We start from the raw sequence: 17,830 nt of genomic DNA, 5'->3' as shown, positions 1-17,830 counted from the left end.
GAAAGTAGTATCTTTGCCGCCTGACAGAAAAACTGTCAATACATAAAAATCATTAAAATTAATATTGGAATGTATTTAGCCAAAGAAAGAAAAGAAGAAATTTTTGAGAAGCACGGAAAAAGCAAAACCGACACCGGTTCTGCTGAAGGACAAATTGCTTTGTTCACCTACCGAATCTCTCACCTTTCTGATCACTTAAAAAAGAATCGTAAAGACTACAACTCAGAGCGTTCTTTGGTAAGATTGGTTGGTAAAAGAAGGAGCTTGCTTGATTACTTAATGAAGAAGGATATTATGAGATATCGTGCTATCGTTAAAGAATTAGGATTAAGAAAATAAATTTCAAAAGGGGGCTTTACGCCCCCTTTTTTTATATAAAAGTAATTTGTAAATTACTTGCAGCCCCGATAGTTCGGGATTAAATCTCACTTAGTGAGTAAAATTGTCGCTCAACGAGAGTAGTTTTTCATTGGTCTACACAATACACAACAACACACAACTACCGGCCGTCCGGTATAGACGGAGACCATTGTATAACAAAAGATCTGGTGAAGTTATTCAGATCATTAGAAGAATTCAAAATTATTATGATTCCACAAACATTTAAAGAGGTTATCGATTTAGGAGATGGAAGAGAAATCTCCATCGAAACCGGAAAATTAGCAAAACAGGCCCACGGGTCGGTTGTTGTTCAAATGGGCGACGCTATGTTGCTTTGTACTGTAGTGTCTTCTTATAAAGAGAGCACATTGGATTTCTTTCCATTAACAGTAGATTACAGAGAAAAATTTGCTGCAGCGGGTCGTTACCCGGGTGGTTTCTTCAAAAGAGAAGCAAGACCAAGCGACGGTGAAGTGTTAACAATGAGACTTGTAGACCGTGTATTACGTCCATTATTCCCTGCAGGCTACAGAACCGAAACTCAGGTTATGATCCAGTTGATGTCTCACGATGAAGAGGTAATGCCAGATGCTTTGGCAGGACTTGCCGCATCTGCAGCTATTCAGCTTTCGGACATTCCTTTTGAAACCGCTATTTCTGAAGCCCGTGTAGGTAGAGTAAATGGTGAGTTTATCATTAACCCAAGCCGCAGCCAACTTTTAGAATCAGACATCGATATGATTATTGGTGCTTCTGCAGATTCTGTTATGATGGTTGAAGGTGAGATGAAAGAAATTTCAGAAGAAGAAATGGCAGAGGCCATTCAATTCGCTCACGAGCATATCAAAAAACAAGTAGACGCACAATTGCGTTTAGCAGAAGCTTTTGGCAAAAAACCGGTAAGGGAATATGCTACTGCTGAAGAAAAAGAAGATATCGAGAAAAAAGTTCACGATACTGCTTACGATAAGATATACGAAATTGCTAAAGGTGGTCACAGCAAAAGAGACCGTGGCGAAGCATTTTCAGCCGTAAAAGACGAAGTTTTAGCTTTGTTTTCTGAAGAAGAGCTCGAAGAAAACGAAAAGTTGATCAAAAAATATTTCAATAAAACCGAAAAAGAAGCAGTAAGGGAACTTACGCTTGCTGAAGGTTTAAGATTAGATGGTAGAAAAACTGACGAGATAAGACCTATCTGGTGTGAAACCGATTATTTACCATCGGTACACGGTTCGGCTATCTTTACCCGTGGGGAGACTCAGGCATTGGCAACCGTTACTTTGGGAACTTCCAGAGAAGCGAACACCATTGATATGCCAACCCACCAGGGCGAAGAAACTTTCTATTTACATTATAACTTCCCTCCATTCTGTACAGGAGAAGCTTACCCAATTAGAGGTACTTCAAGACGTGAGATTGGACACGGAAACCTTGCACAACGGGCATTAAAAGGAATGATTCCAGAAAACAACCCTTATACTGTAAGAATAGTTTCTGAAGTATTGGAATCTAACGGTTCTTCTTCTATGGCAACGGTTTGTGCTGGTACTATGGCTATGATGGATGCAGGTATTAAAATGACGAAGCCGGTTTCTGGTATCGCTATGGGATTAATTTCTGACGGTGAGCGTCACGCAGTTCTTTCAGATATTCTTGGAGATGAAGATCACCTTGGAGATATGGACTTTAAAGTAACCGGAACGGCTGACGGGATTACCGCCTGCCAGATGGATATTAAAGTAAAAGGACTTCCTTACGAGATTTTAGTAAAAGCGCTAAAACAAGCTCGCGCAGGAAGACTTCATATTCTTGAGAAACTTAATGAAACCATTTCTGAGCCAAACGAAAACGTAAAAGCTCACGCTCCAAAAATCATCACCAGAAGAATTCCTAACGAATTTATTGGTGCATTGATAGGACCTGGAGGAAAAGTGATCCAGGAACTTCAGAAAACTACAGGAACAGAAATCGTAATCAACGAAGATCCTGTAACCGAAGAAGGAATTGTTGAAATCCTTGGAACAAAACAGGAAGGAATTGATAAGGTTCTTGCTAAAATAGAATCTATTACCTTCAAACCTGAAAAAGGAAGCGTTTACGAAGTAAAAGTAATTAAGGTTCTTGACTTTGGAGCTGTAGTAGAATATCTTGATGCTCCCGGCAACGAGGTTTTATTACACATTTCTGAACTAGCCTGGGAACGCACCGATAATGTGACCGATATTGTAAATATGGGTGATGTAATTGATGTGAAATACTTTGGTGTAGATCCTAAAACCCGTAAGGAAAAAGTTTCTAGAAAAGCATTGCTTGACAAACCCGAAGGCTACCAGCCTCGCCCGCCAAGAGAGAACGATCGTAACGACAGAGGTCGTGATAATCGTGGTTCTCGAGACAACCGTGGCCGTGATGACCGCAGAAGTAGAGACAACAGAGACCGTAAAGACAACGACTAAAAAGTCTTAAGCTTAAATAATGAAATCCCCGGGAATTAGTTTCCGGGGATTTTTTTGTGTTTTTTTTTTTTAAAAATTAGAGTCGTCACCCTGTCTCGAAGCTTCGGGATTATTTAAGAGTTCATTCCGAATTGACTTCAAGATTCTTATAAGTATGACTGAAATCGTCATCCTGAATTTATTTCAGGATCTAATACAATAAGAATTAATATCATGTTAGAAGCTGAACCAAGTTCAGCTTGACGCTACCAAAACTTTTAAGCCATCTTTTAACGATAAGCGAATACTTCTTCAGTCAACCTTTTATTTATTTTTTAAATCTTGTACCGCGTTAGGGATTGCAATGAAAAGCCCGCAACGAGAGAAGCGAGCGAGGACTTGTATCGTAAAGCCCGGCCTCCCGATTGGTCGGGAGGAAACGCCCAAATAAAATTAATTAAGGTTCTTTGTAACATTTCGACTACTTCTTGCGTATAAACTAGTACAAGAGCTATTCATAATTAAAATCCAGGGAGAAGATAGATGAGACAACTTAAAATTACGAAGCAGGTAACAAACCGTGAAACTGCTTCGCTAGATAAGTATTTGCAAGAAATTGGTAAAGTTGATTTAATTACTGCCGATGAAGAGGTAGAATTAGCACAACGAATTAAAGCGGGTGATGACCGCGCTTTGGAAAAATTAACCAAAGCTAATTTACGTTTTGTGGTGTCGGTTGCAAAACAATATCAAAATCAGGGTTTAACCCTACCCGACCTTATTAACGAAGGAAACTTAGGCCTTATAAAAGCTGCGAAACGTTTTGATGAAACTCGTGGTTTTAAGTTTATTTCCTATGCTGTATGGTGGATTCGTCAGTCTATTCTTCAGGCACTGGCCGAGCAATCACGTATTGTTCGTTTACCACTAAATAAAATTGGATCTATTAACAAGATCAATAAAACTTTTGCTTTCTTAGAGCAATCTCATGAGCGACCTCCAAGTGCTGAAGAAATCGCGAAAGAGCTTGACATGACGATTAATGACGTTAAGGAATCTATGAAGAATTCTGGCCGTCACGTCTCTATGGATGCTCCTTTGGTTGAAGGTGAAGATTCTAACCTTTACGATGTACTTCGTTCTGGTGAGTCTCCAAATCCGGATAAAGAGCTTTTACACGAGTCTCTTAGAACTGAGATTGAGCGTGCTTTAGAAACCTTGACTCCGCGTGAAGCAGATGTTATTCGTTTGTACTTTGGTCTTGGAGACCAGCACCCAATGACGCTTGAAGAAATTGGCGAGACTTTTGATCTTACAAGAGAAAGAGTTAGACAAATTAAAGAAAAAGCGATTAGAAGGTTGAAACATACTTCTAGAAGTAAGATCCTGAAAACTTATTTAGGATAAGATATTTAAGATGACAACAGTTAATGCCGGCGACGGCCGGCTAACATAACTGTTCGTTTTTTGATTGATGAATGACCCCGGCGTGATGAACCGGGGTTTTTTCGTTCCTACCCCTCTCTTAATTAAGATTTAAATTCTCCTGAGATAAAAATTAATAACATAAGCCAATACTTTGTTAATCAAAAGCCTGCCTTTTTATTTTATGCTCTTTTCTAAGTATCTTTTGTACTTATATTAAATGATGGGGATGATGATAGCGGAACAAAAGATTTTAGTAGTAGGAGCCTCAGGTGCCCTGGGTTCAGAAATTGTAAAATTACTTAAGGAAGAAGGAAGAAATTTGCGGGTGCTCACCCATTCCGATGAAGGAGTATCAAGACTTTCTAAGTTTAGTGATGATATTTGGAACGTAGATGCAGCCCAGGATGCTGGCGGTATTAAAAATATTACCCAAAACGTTAACACAGTAATTTCAGCACTTGGAAAAAGTATTAGCCTTTTCGCCACCCCTGAAGTATCTTTTTACGAAAACGATTTTAAAGCCAATAAAAACCTACTGGATGATGCAGTTAGAAATGGGGTTCAAAGATTTATATATGTATCTATAAAGGGAGTAGATTCCCCAAAAGAATACAGCGTTGCACGGGCCCATAAATTATTTGAAAATGAATTGAGAGCCTCAGGTATAGATTATACGATCTTAAGGCCCGTGGGCTTTTATTCCGGATTGAATGACCTGGCCATTATGGCCAAACGAAAGTTCATTCCACTAATTGGATCTGGAAAAGCAAAAACCAATAGCATACATCCTAAAGACCTGGCAAAAGTCATCGTTTCTTTCCGGGAAAAAGGACCGAAAATAATAGAAGTCGGCGGGCCAAATACCCATACCAGGCTAGAAATGGCCCAAATGGTCAAAGAAATTATTGGGGGAAGAATTATTACAATCCCCGAACCCATAGCTAAATTAAGCGCCAGGTTAGGATTACCGAAAATATTCGGTAAAGGAATTCACGATAAACTGGATTATTTTACTTTTATTACTACAAACGATATGATTGGGGAAGCCAATGGTAGTATTTCCTTCCGGGAATATCTTGGCGGTCTTGACCTTAAAAAACTGACTTAATGCCTTTAAGCTACGATGCTATAATTATTGGAAGCGGCTCTAATGGAATTTCAGCGGCAATATATTTGCAGCAGAAAGGCTTAAAAACGGCAATTTTTGAACAGGCTTCTACCCCGGGAGGATCCACCCGAACCCAGGAATTAACCTTACCAGGATTTAAACACGACGTCGGCTCAGCCATATTACCCATGGGTTTTGGATCTCCATTTTTGAGATCACTGCCTTTAGAAAAACATGGCCTGGAATGGATCTTTCCCGAAATCCCCTATTCCCATCCCTTTAGTGACGGCACCGCCTATTCCTGCTATACAGATATAAGAAAAACCGCTGCCCAATTAGGCGATGATGAGGCTTCTTATTTAAATTTGTTTGAACCCCTGGTCAAAAACTGGGGGAAATTAGAAAATGATCTTCTCGGCCCTTTAGGAATTCCGGAACATCCGCTGGATTTTATAAAATTTGGAATGAAAGCATTGCCTTCGGCTAAAATGCTGGCAAAGCATTATTTCAAAAATGAAAAGTCAAGAATATTTTTTTATGGTTCGGCAGCACATTCAACTTTACCGCTTGATAACATGGCTTCCGCCTCCTTTGGACTTGTGTTAAGTACTATGGCGCATAAATATAACTGGCCCTTCCCAAAAGGGGGAGCCCAGAATTTTATAAATAGTATGTTGAGTTACTATAAATCAATTGGCGGGGAATTATATCTTAATAAAAATATAACTCACCTCGAAGAACTTCCAAAGTCAAAAACATATTTATTCGATTTAACCCCGAAGCAGTTATTAAAAATAAAAGGAACAGATTTTTCAGACCTTTACCGCAAAAGGATGAGTTCCTTTGAATACGGGGCAGGAGTTTTTAAAATAGATTGGGCGCTGGATAAACCTATACCTTTTACCAATGAAAAATGCCGAAAATCGGGGACAGTGCATATAGGGTTTTCGGAAGAAGAAATGGAGAATTCAGAAAAAGTAATACACCATAAACAGATGACCGATACGCCGTATGTTCTAGTGGCCCAGCATAGTATTTTTGATACCACAAGGGCACCGGAAGGAAATCACACCGCCTGGGCTTATTGCCACGTACCAAATGGCAGCATTGCCGATTTTTCAGCAATAATAGAAGCACAGGTTGAACGAGCAGCACCCGGATTTAAGGAATGTATTCTGAAGAAATCTACTATGAATTCTGTACAGCTGGAAGCCTTTAATCCGAATATAATTGGTGGTGATATTAACGGTGGCAAGCAGGATATCACTCAGCTTTTTACCAGACCAATCGCGAAGTTATCCCCCTATGCCACCCCAGATCCAAGAATTTATATTTGCTCTGCCTCTACCCCGCCCGGGGGAGGCGTGCACGGCATGTGTGGTTTCAATGCGGCCAAAGCAGTCATAAAAGATCATTTTTAAAAACACTCGCTTAATAGGATGAACCTCCTGATTCTTTATTTTTATACTAACTTTCACTGTTTAAAATTTCAACAACTCTTAAATTCTGCTATTTTTGGGCTCAACAATTCTTAACTCAATATGCGATACGCAATATGTTATGTAAGCACCGTTAACCCGGCACTTTCAGAAACTGAAATTCAGAAAGCTTTAGAATTTAGCAAAAACTGGAACAACGATAACGGTATTACCGGTATTCTTTTGTATTCTGAAGGCAATTTCTTCCAGGTTTTAGAAGGCGGAGAGCAGTTGCTAAAAGACCTCTTTTGCAGAATAAAAGCCGACGAGCGCCATAACAATATCATCCCGATTTTTCAAAAGCAAATTCCCGGTACAAAGTTCGAGACCTATGAAGCAGATTTTATCTCGCTGGATGACAGGTATAAGGATGAGCATTTTGACATCTACTTCGCTCATATCAGCCTTTTAGACCCCTCTATTCAAAGTTCGGTAAAGTACATCCTAAATAATTTTACAGAAGGCATCAATTAAGTATAATCTTGTTATTTTTGTGTGCACACTTACAGCACCACACTTATGACAACAAAACTTATTGCCCCATCTATCCTCGCTGCCGATTTTGCCAATCTTCAGCGTGATATTGAAATGGTTAACCAAAGTGAAGCCGACTGGTTTCATATAGATATTATGGACGGTGTTTTTGTTCCAAATATCTCTTATGGAATGCCGGTTCTTCAGGCCATTACCAAACACGCCGAAAAAACTATTGATGTTCACCTTATGATCATAGATCCCGATAGATACATCAAAGAATTCGCCAGGCTGGGAGCAGATAACCTTACCGTACATTACGAAGCCTGCACGCACCTGCATAGAACCCTGCAGGCTATTAAAGCCGAAGGAATGAAAGCAGGAGTGGCAATTAATCCGCATACAAGTGTAGATTTATTGAAAGATGTGATACAGGATATCGACTTAGTATGCATAATGAGCGTAAATCCTGGATTCGGCGGACAAAGTTTTATAGAGAACACCTATCACAAAATTCAGCGCTTAAAGGAGCTAATTGTTACTCACAATGCCTCTACTTTAATTGAAATAGACGGTGGGGTAACTAACGAAAATGCTTCTCAGCTAATAAAAGCCGGCGCAGATGTGCTGGTGGCCGGTAGTTATGTTTTTAAAGCTAAAGACCAACTGGAAACCATAAAAGATCTGAAACAACTTGCAAACTCCTAAGAACACTTACGATGTTATAATTATTGGCGGCGGCCCTATTGGCATTGCCTGTGCCCTTGAAGCTGAAAAAAAAGATCTTTCTTACCTCATCCTCGAAAAAGGCTGCCTGGTAAATTCTTTATATTACTATCCTACCAATATGACCTTTTTTTCTACTTCTGAAAAACTGGAGCTCAATGGGATTCCGTTTATCAGTAATAATCCAAAGCCAAGAAAAGCCGAGGCTCTGGAATATTACCGGAGGATAGCAACTTCAAATAATATAAACATCAATTTATTTGAAAAGGTTACCCAGGTTGAAGCTGAAGGAAACGAACATAGGGTAACCACCATAAAAGGCACATACAGAGCGAAAAATGTGGTAATTGCTACCGGATTTTACGATATCCCGAATTACCTGAATATCCCCGGGGAAGATCTACCAAAAGTAGCGCACTATTATGGCGATCCTCACTATTACGCTACTCAAAAAACCATAGTGGTTGGTGCGAGTAATTCGGCAGTAGACGCAGCTTTGGAAATATACCGGAAAGGCGGCGATGTTACTATGATTGTTAGAAAAGAAGAAATTGGCCGAAGGGTAAAATACTGGGTACGTCCGGATATTGATAACCGAATTAAGGAAGGAAGCATTAAAGCGCTTTTCAATGCTAATTTGAAGGAAATTAGGGAAGAAGATGTGATTATTGAAACTCCTGAGGGCGAAAAAATTCTGGAAAACGATTTTGTGCTGATGCTTACCGGGTACCGGCCAAACTTTGAGTTTCTGAAAAAAATGGGAATTAATTTATCTGATGACGGGAGAAAGATTCCGCAGTATGATGATAAAACTATGGAAACCAATGTTAAAGGAATTTACCTGGCAGGGGTTATTTGTGGCGGCGTAGAAACCCATAAATGGTTTATAGAAAACTCCAGGGTACATGCAGAAATGATTATGGAAGATTTAGTTAAGAAGAAACAAGATTAGTTTAGAGGTTTTCCAAAAACTCTTTTAGCAAAACTGCATGATTCTTAGTTTTAATTTTCGAGCCATATAAAAGCATAAAGCTTTTTCATTTATCCAGGTAATTTAAATCAATCAGAATTTGTTCTTACATATCTTTCTTATAATTTTCACTGAATTCCTTATAGGAAATTTTGTCCTGATGAAACTCCTTTCGTAAATCATCGCTGGGAGCCCAGTATTTAAGACAATAATCTGAGTGTGCATTTTCTTTAGAAATATCCCCCGCGGCCATAGCCTATCGACTAGAATCCTGATATTATCTGAAGCCTCTTTATTTTCATAGATTCTTGCGATCTCTATATTCATAAAAATGGAAATAAAAAGTCGTCTAAATAGTTATTAACACGTCATCCTGAACCTGCCCGTCCGATCAGGCGGGTATATTTCAGAGCCTGCTTCGAAATTTATTCGGAGATCTAAGCTAATATTAATTAAATCATATTAGAAGCTGAAATAAGTTCAGCTTGACGAGAACAAGACTATCCAGACGGCTTTTTATATATTAAGAATTGTTTTATCTACTCAACAAAATTACATCTGATGAGTTAAAGATTTCATTACGGTTCAATAATCTTCCGTAGAACACAAGATCACTTTGACTATCTTTAAAAGATTTGTCCAGCCATTTTGCAGCTTTGCTCACAGGAAATTTATAAACCTTAATTTCAGGATAGCTTTCCGGGGAATTAGATTCATCGATACCAATTTCGATTTGTTTTTTCTGTTTATTATAATATACATACTTCGCGAGAAAATTGTGTTTTATAAGACTTATAAATTCTTCCGGAAGTTCCTGACAGGTTTCACAGTGTTCCACATATTGTTTTACCAATTGCCGGAGGCTTAGCCTAATTTCGTTAGTGTTTAAATAAGATGCCATAGGTGTTAGGTTTTGTTAGGTTTCTAATTCTAAGGCTAAATTATGTGTAAACCTGAAGGGCGAAAATTTTTTATGCGGAGTTTAACTTCGTATTGTTAATATATCTAAAATAAATCAATTTTTGCTATAAAAAAAATAAACGAAAACCTTTTCGTTTTAAAGGATTCAAGACAATCTGCTATTTTCTTCTTAACTTTCTATTAATACAAATTCAGAAAAAAGTCGCAAACAAAGAATTCCCAGGGGTTTCTGTAAGGATTCCAGGATCATTTCGGCTATGTGTAAGCATTAAATCTAACCAATATGGGTTTTAAATTAAGTGATTTCCCCTACTCTATTCTTGAACTGGCAACTGTAGCTAAAGACTCCAGCGTAAAAGAAACTTTTGACCAAAGTCTTGACCTGGCTCAAAAGGCAGAAGAAATGGGATATACCCGATTCTGGCTCGCCGAACATCATAATATGGTGAGTATTGCCAGTTCAGCTACTTCTGTCTTGATAGGCCATATTGCAGGAGGCACTAAAAAGATTAAAGTAGGTTCTGGCGGGATCATGCTTCCCAATCACTCTCCTTTAATCGTTGCTGAACAATTTGGAACTTTAGGCACCCTATATCCAAACAGAATAGATCTGGGACTGGGAAGAGCTCCCGGCACCGATCAGGTTACTGCGCAGGCCATTCGTTCAGACCGGATGAAATCGGTTTTCAAATTTCCGGAGGAAGTAAAAGAAATTCAGCAATATTTTTCTATAGAAAACGCTCAGGCACAGGTAAGGGCTGCGGTAGCTGAAGGGGTAGATGTCCCTATTTATATTCTGGGCTCCAGTACCGATAGTGCTCATCTTGCTGCGGAACAGGGATTACCTTATGTATTTGCCAGCCATTTTGCCCCGGCCCAATTACACCAGGCGCTTAGTATTTATCATAATAATTTCAAGCCTTCAAAATTTCTAACCGCACCCTATACTATGACCGGTGTAAATATAATTGCTGCCGATACCACGGCTCAGGCCGAAAAGATATCGACTTCTCTAATAAAAATGATGTTAGGAGTAATGAGCGGGAATATTGATTATATGCAGCCCCCGGTAGACTTTACTAAGGAACACAGGGAGATTCTGGCACATCCCGGTTTTCAGCGAATGCTTCAATATGCTTTTATTGGCGATCCAAAAATTATAAAAACTAAAACAGAAGCATTTTTAAAAGATACCGGTGTAAATGAAATCATGGCCGTTTCCCATATCTATAATCACCAGGATAGATTGAGGTCGTTTGAGATATTTTCTGATATAATGAAAGGAGATATTTGAACTGCTTAATCCCGAACCAATCAAAAAATACAATAAAATAGTTAAGCTATTATTTACTTAACATCCACAAATAAGTATTCAATAGAGATCAAATAACCTTAGGAGTTACATCCCACGGAATAGGCCGGTTGCCATCGATTCACCAGATTAATTTCTTCTCATTCATCCTTTACCGGGTTTAAAGTGTCACGTCGAGCGCCAGCCCGACCAGGTACTGGCGGGCAGTCGAGACGTTTTTGTTTGACCTTCGACTAAAGCTTTTCTTGAGCGAAGTCGAAAGGCTACAGGGTGACAAAAACTGTTTTAGGTTTTTTAATGGACAAGATTCAAAAAAATCCTTTTACTGGCATTAATTTTTAAAAATTCATGCAATTTTATAACAAAACCCTTAAATTAACGCGGAAAAATAAACCCCATCACAAATGAAAATATCTTTTCTATTGGCGTTTTTATGCCAAATCTTTTTAAGTATTTCTTTGCCTGTTCAGGCGCAACAATTAACATCAGAAAATTTTAACGGTCTCGATTTCAGGGCAATTGGCCCTGCTTTTACTTCAGGAAGAATAGCAGATATTGCTATTGATCCTGAAGATGAAAATCTATGGTATGTAGGAGTCGGTTCCGGCGGGGTCTGGAAAACTGAAAATTCCGGTACCACCTGGAAACCCATTTTCGATGATCAGGGCAGCTATTCTATAGGAGCCGTAACTATAGATCCAAATAACAGCAACACCATCTGGATAGGAACCGGAGAAAATGTTGGCGGTAGGCACGTGGCTTATGGCGACGGAGTATATGTAAGCCATGATAATGGAGACTCCTGGGAAAGTATGGGTCTCAAAAAATCTGAACATATAGGAAAAATAATTGTTCATCCGGAAAATTCTGATATCATCTGGGTAGCCGCAGAAGGTCCTTTATGGAGTAAAGGCGGGGAACGCGGAGTTTTCAAATCTAATGATGGCGGTAAGACCTGGAAAAAAACACTGGGCGGGAATGAATGGACAGGAACTACTTCCCTGGTAATAGACCCAACTGATCCTGACGTATTATATGCAGCCACCTGGCAAAGGCATAGAAATGTTGCAGCCTATATGGGAGGTGGTCCGGGTTCCGGATTACACAAAAGCACAGATGGTGGTGAGACCTGGAAAAAACTTACCAAAGGAATTCCAGAATCTAATCTCGGTAAAATAGGACTGGCCATCTCACCCTTTGATCCTGAAATTATTTATGCAGCCATAGAGCTGGACCGAAAGAAAGGAGGAGTATTTATGTCTTCCAATAGAGGTGCTTCCTGGACTAAAATGTCTGACGCAGTTTCCGGAGGTACAGGTCCACATTATTATCAGGAACTTTATGCTTCCCCTCACCAGGAAGGAAGATTATACTTAATGAGCAATTACGTTCAGATATCTGAGGATCATGGTAAGACCTTTGAATTTATGAATGAGGAAACAAAGCATGTAGACAGCCATGCCATGGCTTTTAAAATGTCTGATCCCAGTTATCTACTTTTTGGAACAGATGGTGGCTTATATGAAAGCTTTGATCATACCAAAACCTGGCGTTATGTGAGAAATCTGCCCATTACCCAGTATTATAAAATAGCGGTTGACGATTCAGAACCTTTTTATAATATTTATGGGGGTACTCAGGATAACGGTTCTCATGGCGGTCCCTCACGCACGCTAAGCGAATCTGGAATAAAAAATTCTGACTGGTGGATAACTCTGGGTGCAGATGGTCACCAGTCTGCTATAGAGCCGGGAAATCCTGACATCACCTATGGAGAATATCAACAAGGTATGTTGTTCAGGATAGATCAAACCACAGGTGAAAAAGTATTGATTCAACCTCAACCGGGCGAAGGAGAGCCTTATGAAAGGTTTAACTGGGATGCTCCCATTCTCGTAAGTCCGCATAAACCTACACGCTTATATTTCGCCTCACAACGTGTCTGGAGATCAGAGAACCGGGGAGATGAATGGACAGCAATATCCAGTGATCTTACTCGAAACCAGGATCGCCTTACTTTACCAATTATGGGTGCGCAACAAAGCTGGGATAATCCCTGGGATGTTGGCGCGATGTCTAATTACAATACAATCACCTCTCTTGCAGAATCTCCCAAACAGGAAGGTTTATTATATGCAGGAACAGATGACGGAATAATACAGGTAAGTGAAGACGGAGGTAATACGTGGAGAAAAACAGAAGTAGGAAAAATATCGGAAATACCGGCCACTGCCTTTGTAAATGACCTGCGGGCCGATCTTTTTGATGCTAATACTGTTTATGCCGCTTTAGATAATCACAAGTATGGAGATTATAAACCTTATTTATTAAAAAGTACGGATAAAGGAAAAAGCTGGAAAAGCATGAATGGGGATCTTCCGAAAAATTTGATTACCTGGCGCCTGGTACAGGATCACAAACAAAAGGATCTTTTATTTGCTGCTACCGAATATGGAATCTATTTCACTAAAAATGGAGGCAATAACTGGATACAGTTGAAAGGAAATTTACCTGTTATCTCTTTCCGGGATATCGCTATACAGCGCAGGGAAGATGATCTTGTTGGAGGCAGTTTTGGAAGAGGAATTTTTATTCTGGATGACCTGAGTCCAATTAGGGAGTTTAATCCTAATATGCTTACTGGGGATGCAAGCTTATTTGATGTCAAGCCAGCTTATAGGTACATTGAAAAGGATGCTCTTTACGCTCAGGGAGCTACAGAATATGCTGCCGAAAATCCCCCTTATGGTGCTGTTTTCACATACTTTTTGCCTGAAAAATTCAAGTCGGCAAAAGAACTGAGACAGGAGAAAGAAAAAGAATTAGCCGAGGAAAAAGAACCCACTCCTTTTGCGGGATGGGAACAACTGGAAGAGGAAGTAAGACAGGAAGCCCCTGCTATCTTTCTAACCGTAAAAGATAAGGATGGTAAGGTTGTGAACAGGGTAAAAGGTACAAATGAGCAGGGTTTCAACCGTGCTAACTGGAAACTTGATTATGCAGATAAAAGCGGAGTTATGTTAGGAGAGTCCGAAGAAAATTCAGGCCTCCTTGTAACAACCGGGGAATATACCGTAAGCCTTGATCTCAATGAGAACGGAACCTTTCAAAAACTTGCGGGGCCGGAGGTTTTTCAAGTCGTACCCTTAACCAAAGGAGCTTTGGATGGAGCTTCTAATGCGGAGATTGAAGAGTTCAGGAAACAGTATGAAGATTTTAACCAGAAGTTAACAGCGGCGAATACTGTTCTGGATAAAAATTTACAAAAAATCGATGCCATGAAACAAGCCTTACAAAAAGCTTCAAATCCCAATAATGATATTTTTACTCAACTGCATCAGGTAAGAGAACGTTTATTGGACCTGGAAAAGGCTTTGAAAGGGGATAAAGTGAAAGGAGAAGTTGGGGAACGTTCTAATCCTACCCCAGGCAATGCAAGACGTATTGCATCTTCAGCGTTAAATACCACTTATGGGCCAACGGCTAATCATAAAGCTGCTTTTCAGGCAGCAAAAAATCAACTGGAGAGAATAACGACAGAACTTAAGGAAATGAACCAACAGGTTATTCCTGAATTAGAAAAACAACTTAAATCTGCGGGAGCACCCTGGATCGAGGGTCAGGAAATTCCGGACTAAGATTTTAATATTACAGATTAACGAGACTGTCTGGAAAGTTCTAATTTTATCAAGCTGATTTCAGCTTCTAACATGTTTTAAAATCTAACGTGTTATATCCTGAAACAATCCCGAAAATTTTCGGGACATGTTGACGATTTAAAAAACTTTTCAGACAGTCTCTTTTTATTGTTCAGTGACATGCCCGATAAAATTTTTAAGATCAAACTTTATAATACCTCCCTCTCCCGGTCTATAGTCAAGACGATTTAGCAACAGGTTTAATTGCATTAATTATTTTTATTTTGCGAGAGTAAACCCTGCTCTTTTAGCCAGGCAGCAGTCTTTTCCATACCTTCATCCAAATTAACCAGAGGTTTCCACCCTAATAAATTTTGAGCCTTACCTATAGGAAAGAATTTATTACCTGTAGCCATTTCTATAAATCCCTTGTCTATTGGCGCCTGAATTCCGGGAATTTTATTTGCCGCTGCCATGATACGTGCTATAAAAACCGGTATTCCTTTTGGTTCTTTTCCACATAATTCTCCATAGTAATTCATAAATATTTTCCAGGTAGTGACTTCAGAAGAAATATTAAAGGCCTCCCCGGGTGCCTCAGGATAAGTTGCAGCACGCACGAGGGCATCAATCACATCATCGATGTAAACCGGGTTAAAATTCGATTCTCCGTCTCCCAAAAAAACAGGTTTACCCGAACACACATTATTGAACATTGTGGTTGTCCATATACCATTTCCAGGCCCGTATACCATTGAAGGACGTAAGACCGTTAGTTCAATTCCATATTTCTGCGCCTGCTCAAATGCAATTTTCTCACCACGAGCTTTGGTTCGGGGGTAAGAGGAAGGATGATCAAGAGCCAAAGGAGTGGATTCGTCTACCACAGAAATACCCTTCATATCATAAACACCTACAGTGCTGATATGGACAAACCGTTTAACTCCAGCTTCTGAAGCTGCTTTTATCATCTCATTTGTTGCCTTAACATTAACGAGTTCAGCAATTGAAGGATCTGCCGAGAGGGCTCCTGCGCAATTGAATAAAATTTCTACCCCTTTTAGACTTTCCTTAAGAACAATGGGATCTGTAAGATCTAATTTTTTAAACTCCACATTGTGTTTTTTAAGAGCTTTGGCCCGTTTAAGATCTCTACCAACCCCCACAACCTGTGCATTTTCTTTATTAGCCAGTCGTTCGGAAAGACGGGATCCTATAAAGCCGGTAGCTCCGGTTACCAATACACGGGAGTCTGATAAATTTGATTGTTTCATAGGATGATTTTTAATTTAAATTGAGATTTTCTATTTTACTTATTCCCCCTTTTTCTCTTCAAGATAAAATTCCGCTTCGGGCCATGGGGTCCCTTTCTGGCGCAGCCGCTCAGGTTTTCCGTCAGAACCAAGATTAAAGGTCCAGAGTACCCATCTGTCTGCCCACTCCGGCCTGTCGAAGGTGAACTTGAAAGTATCATGCTGCCAATGCTCCAGGGTTCCGGAAACATAATCACCCCAATGTAAATTCAGTATGCCATCGTCGGAAGTAACTTCTACTACACCATAAAGCGGATCCTTATAAATGCCGGTATAGTCTTTAAGGGGAAGGCCCGGTTTCGTATTTGTTTGCCGAGCCTCCTGCATTTTCATGATCCGCTGGTTCTGCTTCTCTTCGCCTTCTTTCGCCAGATTTTCGTAAATTGTTTTTAAGTCTTCACTCCAATCGCGTGCCGGTTCATCATCATACAGGTCGAAAACACGATACATCAGTGCATGGCGAAGTTCAGCGTGGTCCCGGTTTGCTAAGACGTAAACTCCCACGTTCTCCTCCCGAATCATCCCGGCAATGGCAACAAGGCCTGCGATGCTTCCCGTATGGAAATCGATCTTTCTGCCCTCATAGTCGTGCTGAAACCAGGCGAGCCCGTATGTGGTCCAGTTGGGATGAGTAATCTGGGTGGTCGGGTAAAATGCATCGCCAGGAATAATCGTCTGCGGGTTAAACAATTCATCGCAGGTGGATTTTTCCAAAAGGGACTTTCCTTCTCTAGTCTGGCATTCCCGCAAAAGGAAAGCGATCCAGCGCGACATGTCTGTAGCGCTCGTCCAGATGGAGCCCGCTGCTCCAATGGCATCAGCACTCATATTCCCGATGGGCTGCAGTTCCTTATCTATATAGTCATGAGGACTGGCCACATTGTTCATCTCACCGGTATCAGCCAGGCGGGTGGTGCTGCGTTGCATCTTAAGCGGATCGAAGATCCGGGTCTGCACAAAATCGTTCCAGGATATACCGCTTACATTTTCTATTACCTGCCCGGCAAGAGCGTACATGATGTTCTGGTAAATAAATCCATCGCGTAGTGGATAGGCCGCTTCGGTATGCACCAGACGATCGAACATCTCCCGGGCCGAAGTTTCCGGATCGAACCAGAAAAAATCGGTATTTGGCAGGCCCGCCCTGTGTGTTAACAAGTCTCTCACCGTAATATTAGCTGTTAGATAAGGATCTGCCAGCCTAAAGGTAGGAACGTGCTTTATGACGGGATCATCCCATTTTAGTTTATCCTCATCCACCAGCATGCCAATGGCGGCAGCTGTGAATGCCTTTGTTGTTGAGCCGGCAGAGAACAATGTATTTTCATCAACAGCTCCCGGTTTACCCACCTCACGCTCACCATAACCTTTGAGAAAAACTACCGAATCATTTTTTACGACTGCAATAGAAAGCCCGGGCACATCCCAGTCTTTTATTGCCTGCTGTACATAGACATCAAATTCTATCACATCAAAATGAACAGGCGCGGTTTGAGCTTGTGTCTGGAGAGGTTGGAGGGTAAAAAGAACTATTATCCCTAGCAACAACTTAAACGAACCGAGGTGAATTATAGACATCTGTTTTGACTGGATTTTCAGTTTTTGATTTTTCATTATCCGTTTATTTGATTTACTTGATTAAATTT

14 protein-coding genes and 1 pseudogene are annotated in these 17,830 nt (G+C 40.2%); 10 read left to right on the top strand and 5 right to left on the bottom strand.

Translation table 11 applies throughout. The features are described from left to right. Positions 1–69 precede the first annotated feature (69 nt). From rpsO to LB467_RS01735, 8 genes are all read left to right on the top strand, one after another. Positions 70–339 (top strand): 30S ribosomal protein S15, encoded by a 270-nt coding sequence (gene rpsO, locus LB467_RS01770; protein WP_057480454.1) that lies wholly within the window; start codon positions 70–72, stop codon positions 337–339. A 248-nt stretch (positions 340–587) separates the two neighbouring features. Beyond that, on the top strand, positions 588–2,837 hold the full coding sequence (locus LB467_RS01765) for a polyribonucleotide nucleotidyltransferase (protein ID WP_224472314.1): 2,250 nt from the start codon (positions 588–590) through the stop codon (positions 2,835–2,837). Positions 2,838–3,359: 522 nt separating this feature from the next. Continuing rightward, on the top strand, positions 3,360–4,223 hold the full coding sequence (locus tag LB467_RS01760) for a sigma-70 family RNA polymerase sigma factor (protein WP_011708302.1): 864 nt from the start codon (positions 3,360–3,362) through the stop codon (positions 4,221–4,223). Between the two features lie 247 nt (positions 4,224–4,470). Continuing rightward, entirely contained in the window at positions 4,471–5,352 is an 882-nt protein-coding gene (locus LB467_RS01755) for an SDR family oxidoreductase (protein WP_224472313.1), read from the top strand. Next, the gene (locus LB467_RS01750; RefSeq protein WP_224472312.1) at positions 5,352–6,773 is read left to right on the top strand and encodes a phytoene desaturase family protein; all 1,422 of its coding nucleotides are present in this window, start codon (positions 5,352–5,354) and stop codon (positions 6,771–6,773) included. Before LB467_RS01755 ends, LB467_RS01750 begins: the two co-directional genes overlap by 1 nt. A gap of 120 nt (positions 6,774–6,893) precedes the next feature. Next, the gene (locus LB467_RS01745; RefSeq protein ID WP_224472311.1) at positions 6,894–7,304 is read left to right on the top strand and encodes a BLUF domain-containing protein; all 411 of its coding nucleotides are present in this window, start codon (positions 6,894–6,896) and stop codon (positions 7,302–7,304) included. Positions 7,305–7,349: 45 nt separating this feature from the next. Next, a complete protein-coding gene (rpe, locus tag LB467_RS01740; RefSeq protein ID WP_224472310.1) occupies positions 7,350–8,012 on the top strand; it encodes a ribulose-phosphate 3-epimerase in 663 nt (220 codons plus the stop codon). Continuing rightward, entirely contained in the window at positions 7,999–8,982 is a 984-nt protein-coding gene (locus LB467_RS01735; protein WP_224472309.1) for a YpdA family putative bacillithiol disulfide reductase, read from the top strand. Before rpe ends, LB467_RS01735 begins: the two co-directional genes overlap by 14 nt. A 124-nt stretch (positions 8,983–9,106) precedes the next feature. Here the strand turns inward: LB467_RS01735 and LB467_RS01730 are convergent, their stop codons facing one another. The 3 genes and pseudogenes from LB467_RS01730 to LB467_RS01725 form a co-directional block, all read right to left on the bottom strand. After that, on the bottom strand, positions 9,107–9,253 hold the full coding sequence (locus LB467_RS01730) for a DUF488 family protein, N3 subclade (RefSeq protein ID WP_262901607.1): 147 nt from the start codon (positions 9,251–9,253) through the stop codon (positions 9,107–9,109). Between the two features lie 23 nt (positions 9,254–9,276). Next, a pseudogene (locus tag LB467_RS19155) lies at positions 9,277–9,327 on the bottom strand (hypothetical protein); the annotation flags it as partial. Positions 9,328–9,535: 208 nt separating this feature from the next. Then, positions 9,536–9,901: a hypothetical protein gene (locus LB467_RS01725; RefSeq protein WP_224472308.1), complete on the bottom strand. Its 366-nt coding sequence runs from the start codon at positions 9,899–9,901 to the stop codon at positions 9,536–9,538. A 303-nt stretch (positions 9,902–10,204) separates the two neighbouring features. On the opposite strand from LB467_RS01725, the gene LB467_RS01720 reads away from it, so the two are divergent. Beyond that, positions 10,205–11,215, top strand: a complete 1,011-nt coding sequence (locus LB467_RS01720; protein WP_224472307.1) for an LLM class flavin-dependent oxidoreductase — start codon at positions 10,205–10,207, stop codon at positions 11,213–11,215. Positions 11,216–11,637: 422 nt separating this feature from the next. Then, positions 11,638–14,871, top strand: coding sequence for a sialidase family protein (locus tag LB467_RS01715; RefSeq protein ID WP_224472306.1), 3,234 nt, complete (start codon positions 11,638–11,640; stop codon positions 14,869–14,871). A gap of 269 nt (positions 14,872–15,140) precedes the next feature. Here LB467_RS01715 and LB467_RS01710 read toward each other — a convergent pair whose 3' ends face one another. After that, a complete protein-coding gene (locus tag LB467_RS01710) occupies positions 15,141–16,145 on the bottom strand; it encodes an NAD-dependent epimerase/dehydratase family protein (protein ID WP_224472305.1) in 1,005 nt (334 codons plus the stop codon). Positions 16,146–16,184: 39 nt separating this feature from the next. Beyond that, positions 16,185–17,798 (bottom strand): serine hydrolase, encoded by a 1,614-nt coding sequence (locus tag LB467_RS01705; protein WP_224472304.1) that lies wholly within the window; start codon positions 17,796–17,798, stop codon positions 16,185–16,187. Positions 17,799–17,830 lie beyond the last annotated feature (32 nt).

Source organism: Salegentibacter tibetensis (assembly GCF_020164485.1).
Taxonomy (GTDB): Bacteria; Bacteroidota; Bacteroidia; order Flavobacteriales; family Flavobacteriaceae; genus Salegentibacter; species Salegentibacter tibetensis.
Note: the sequence above shows the minus strand (reverse complement) of the source record. Positions and strands in the feature narration are given on the sequence as shown.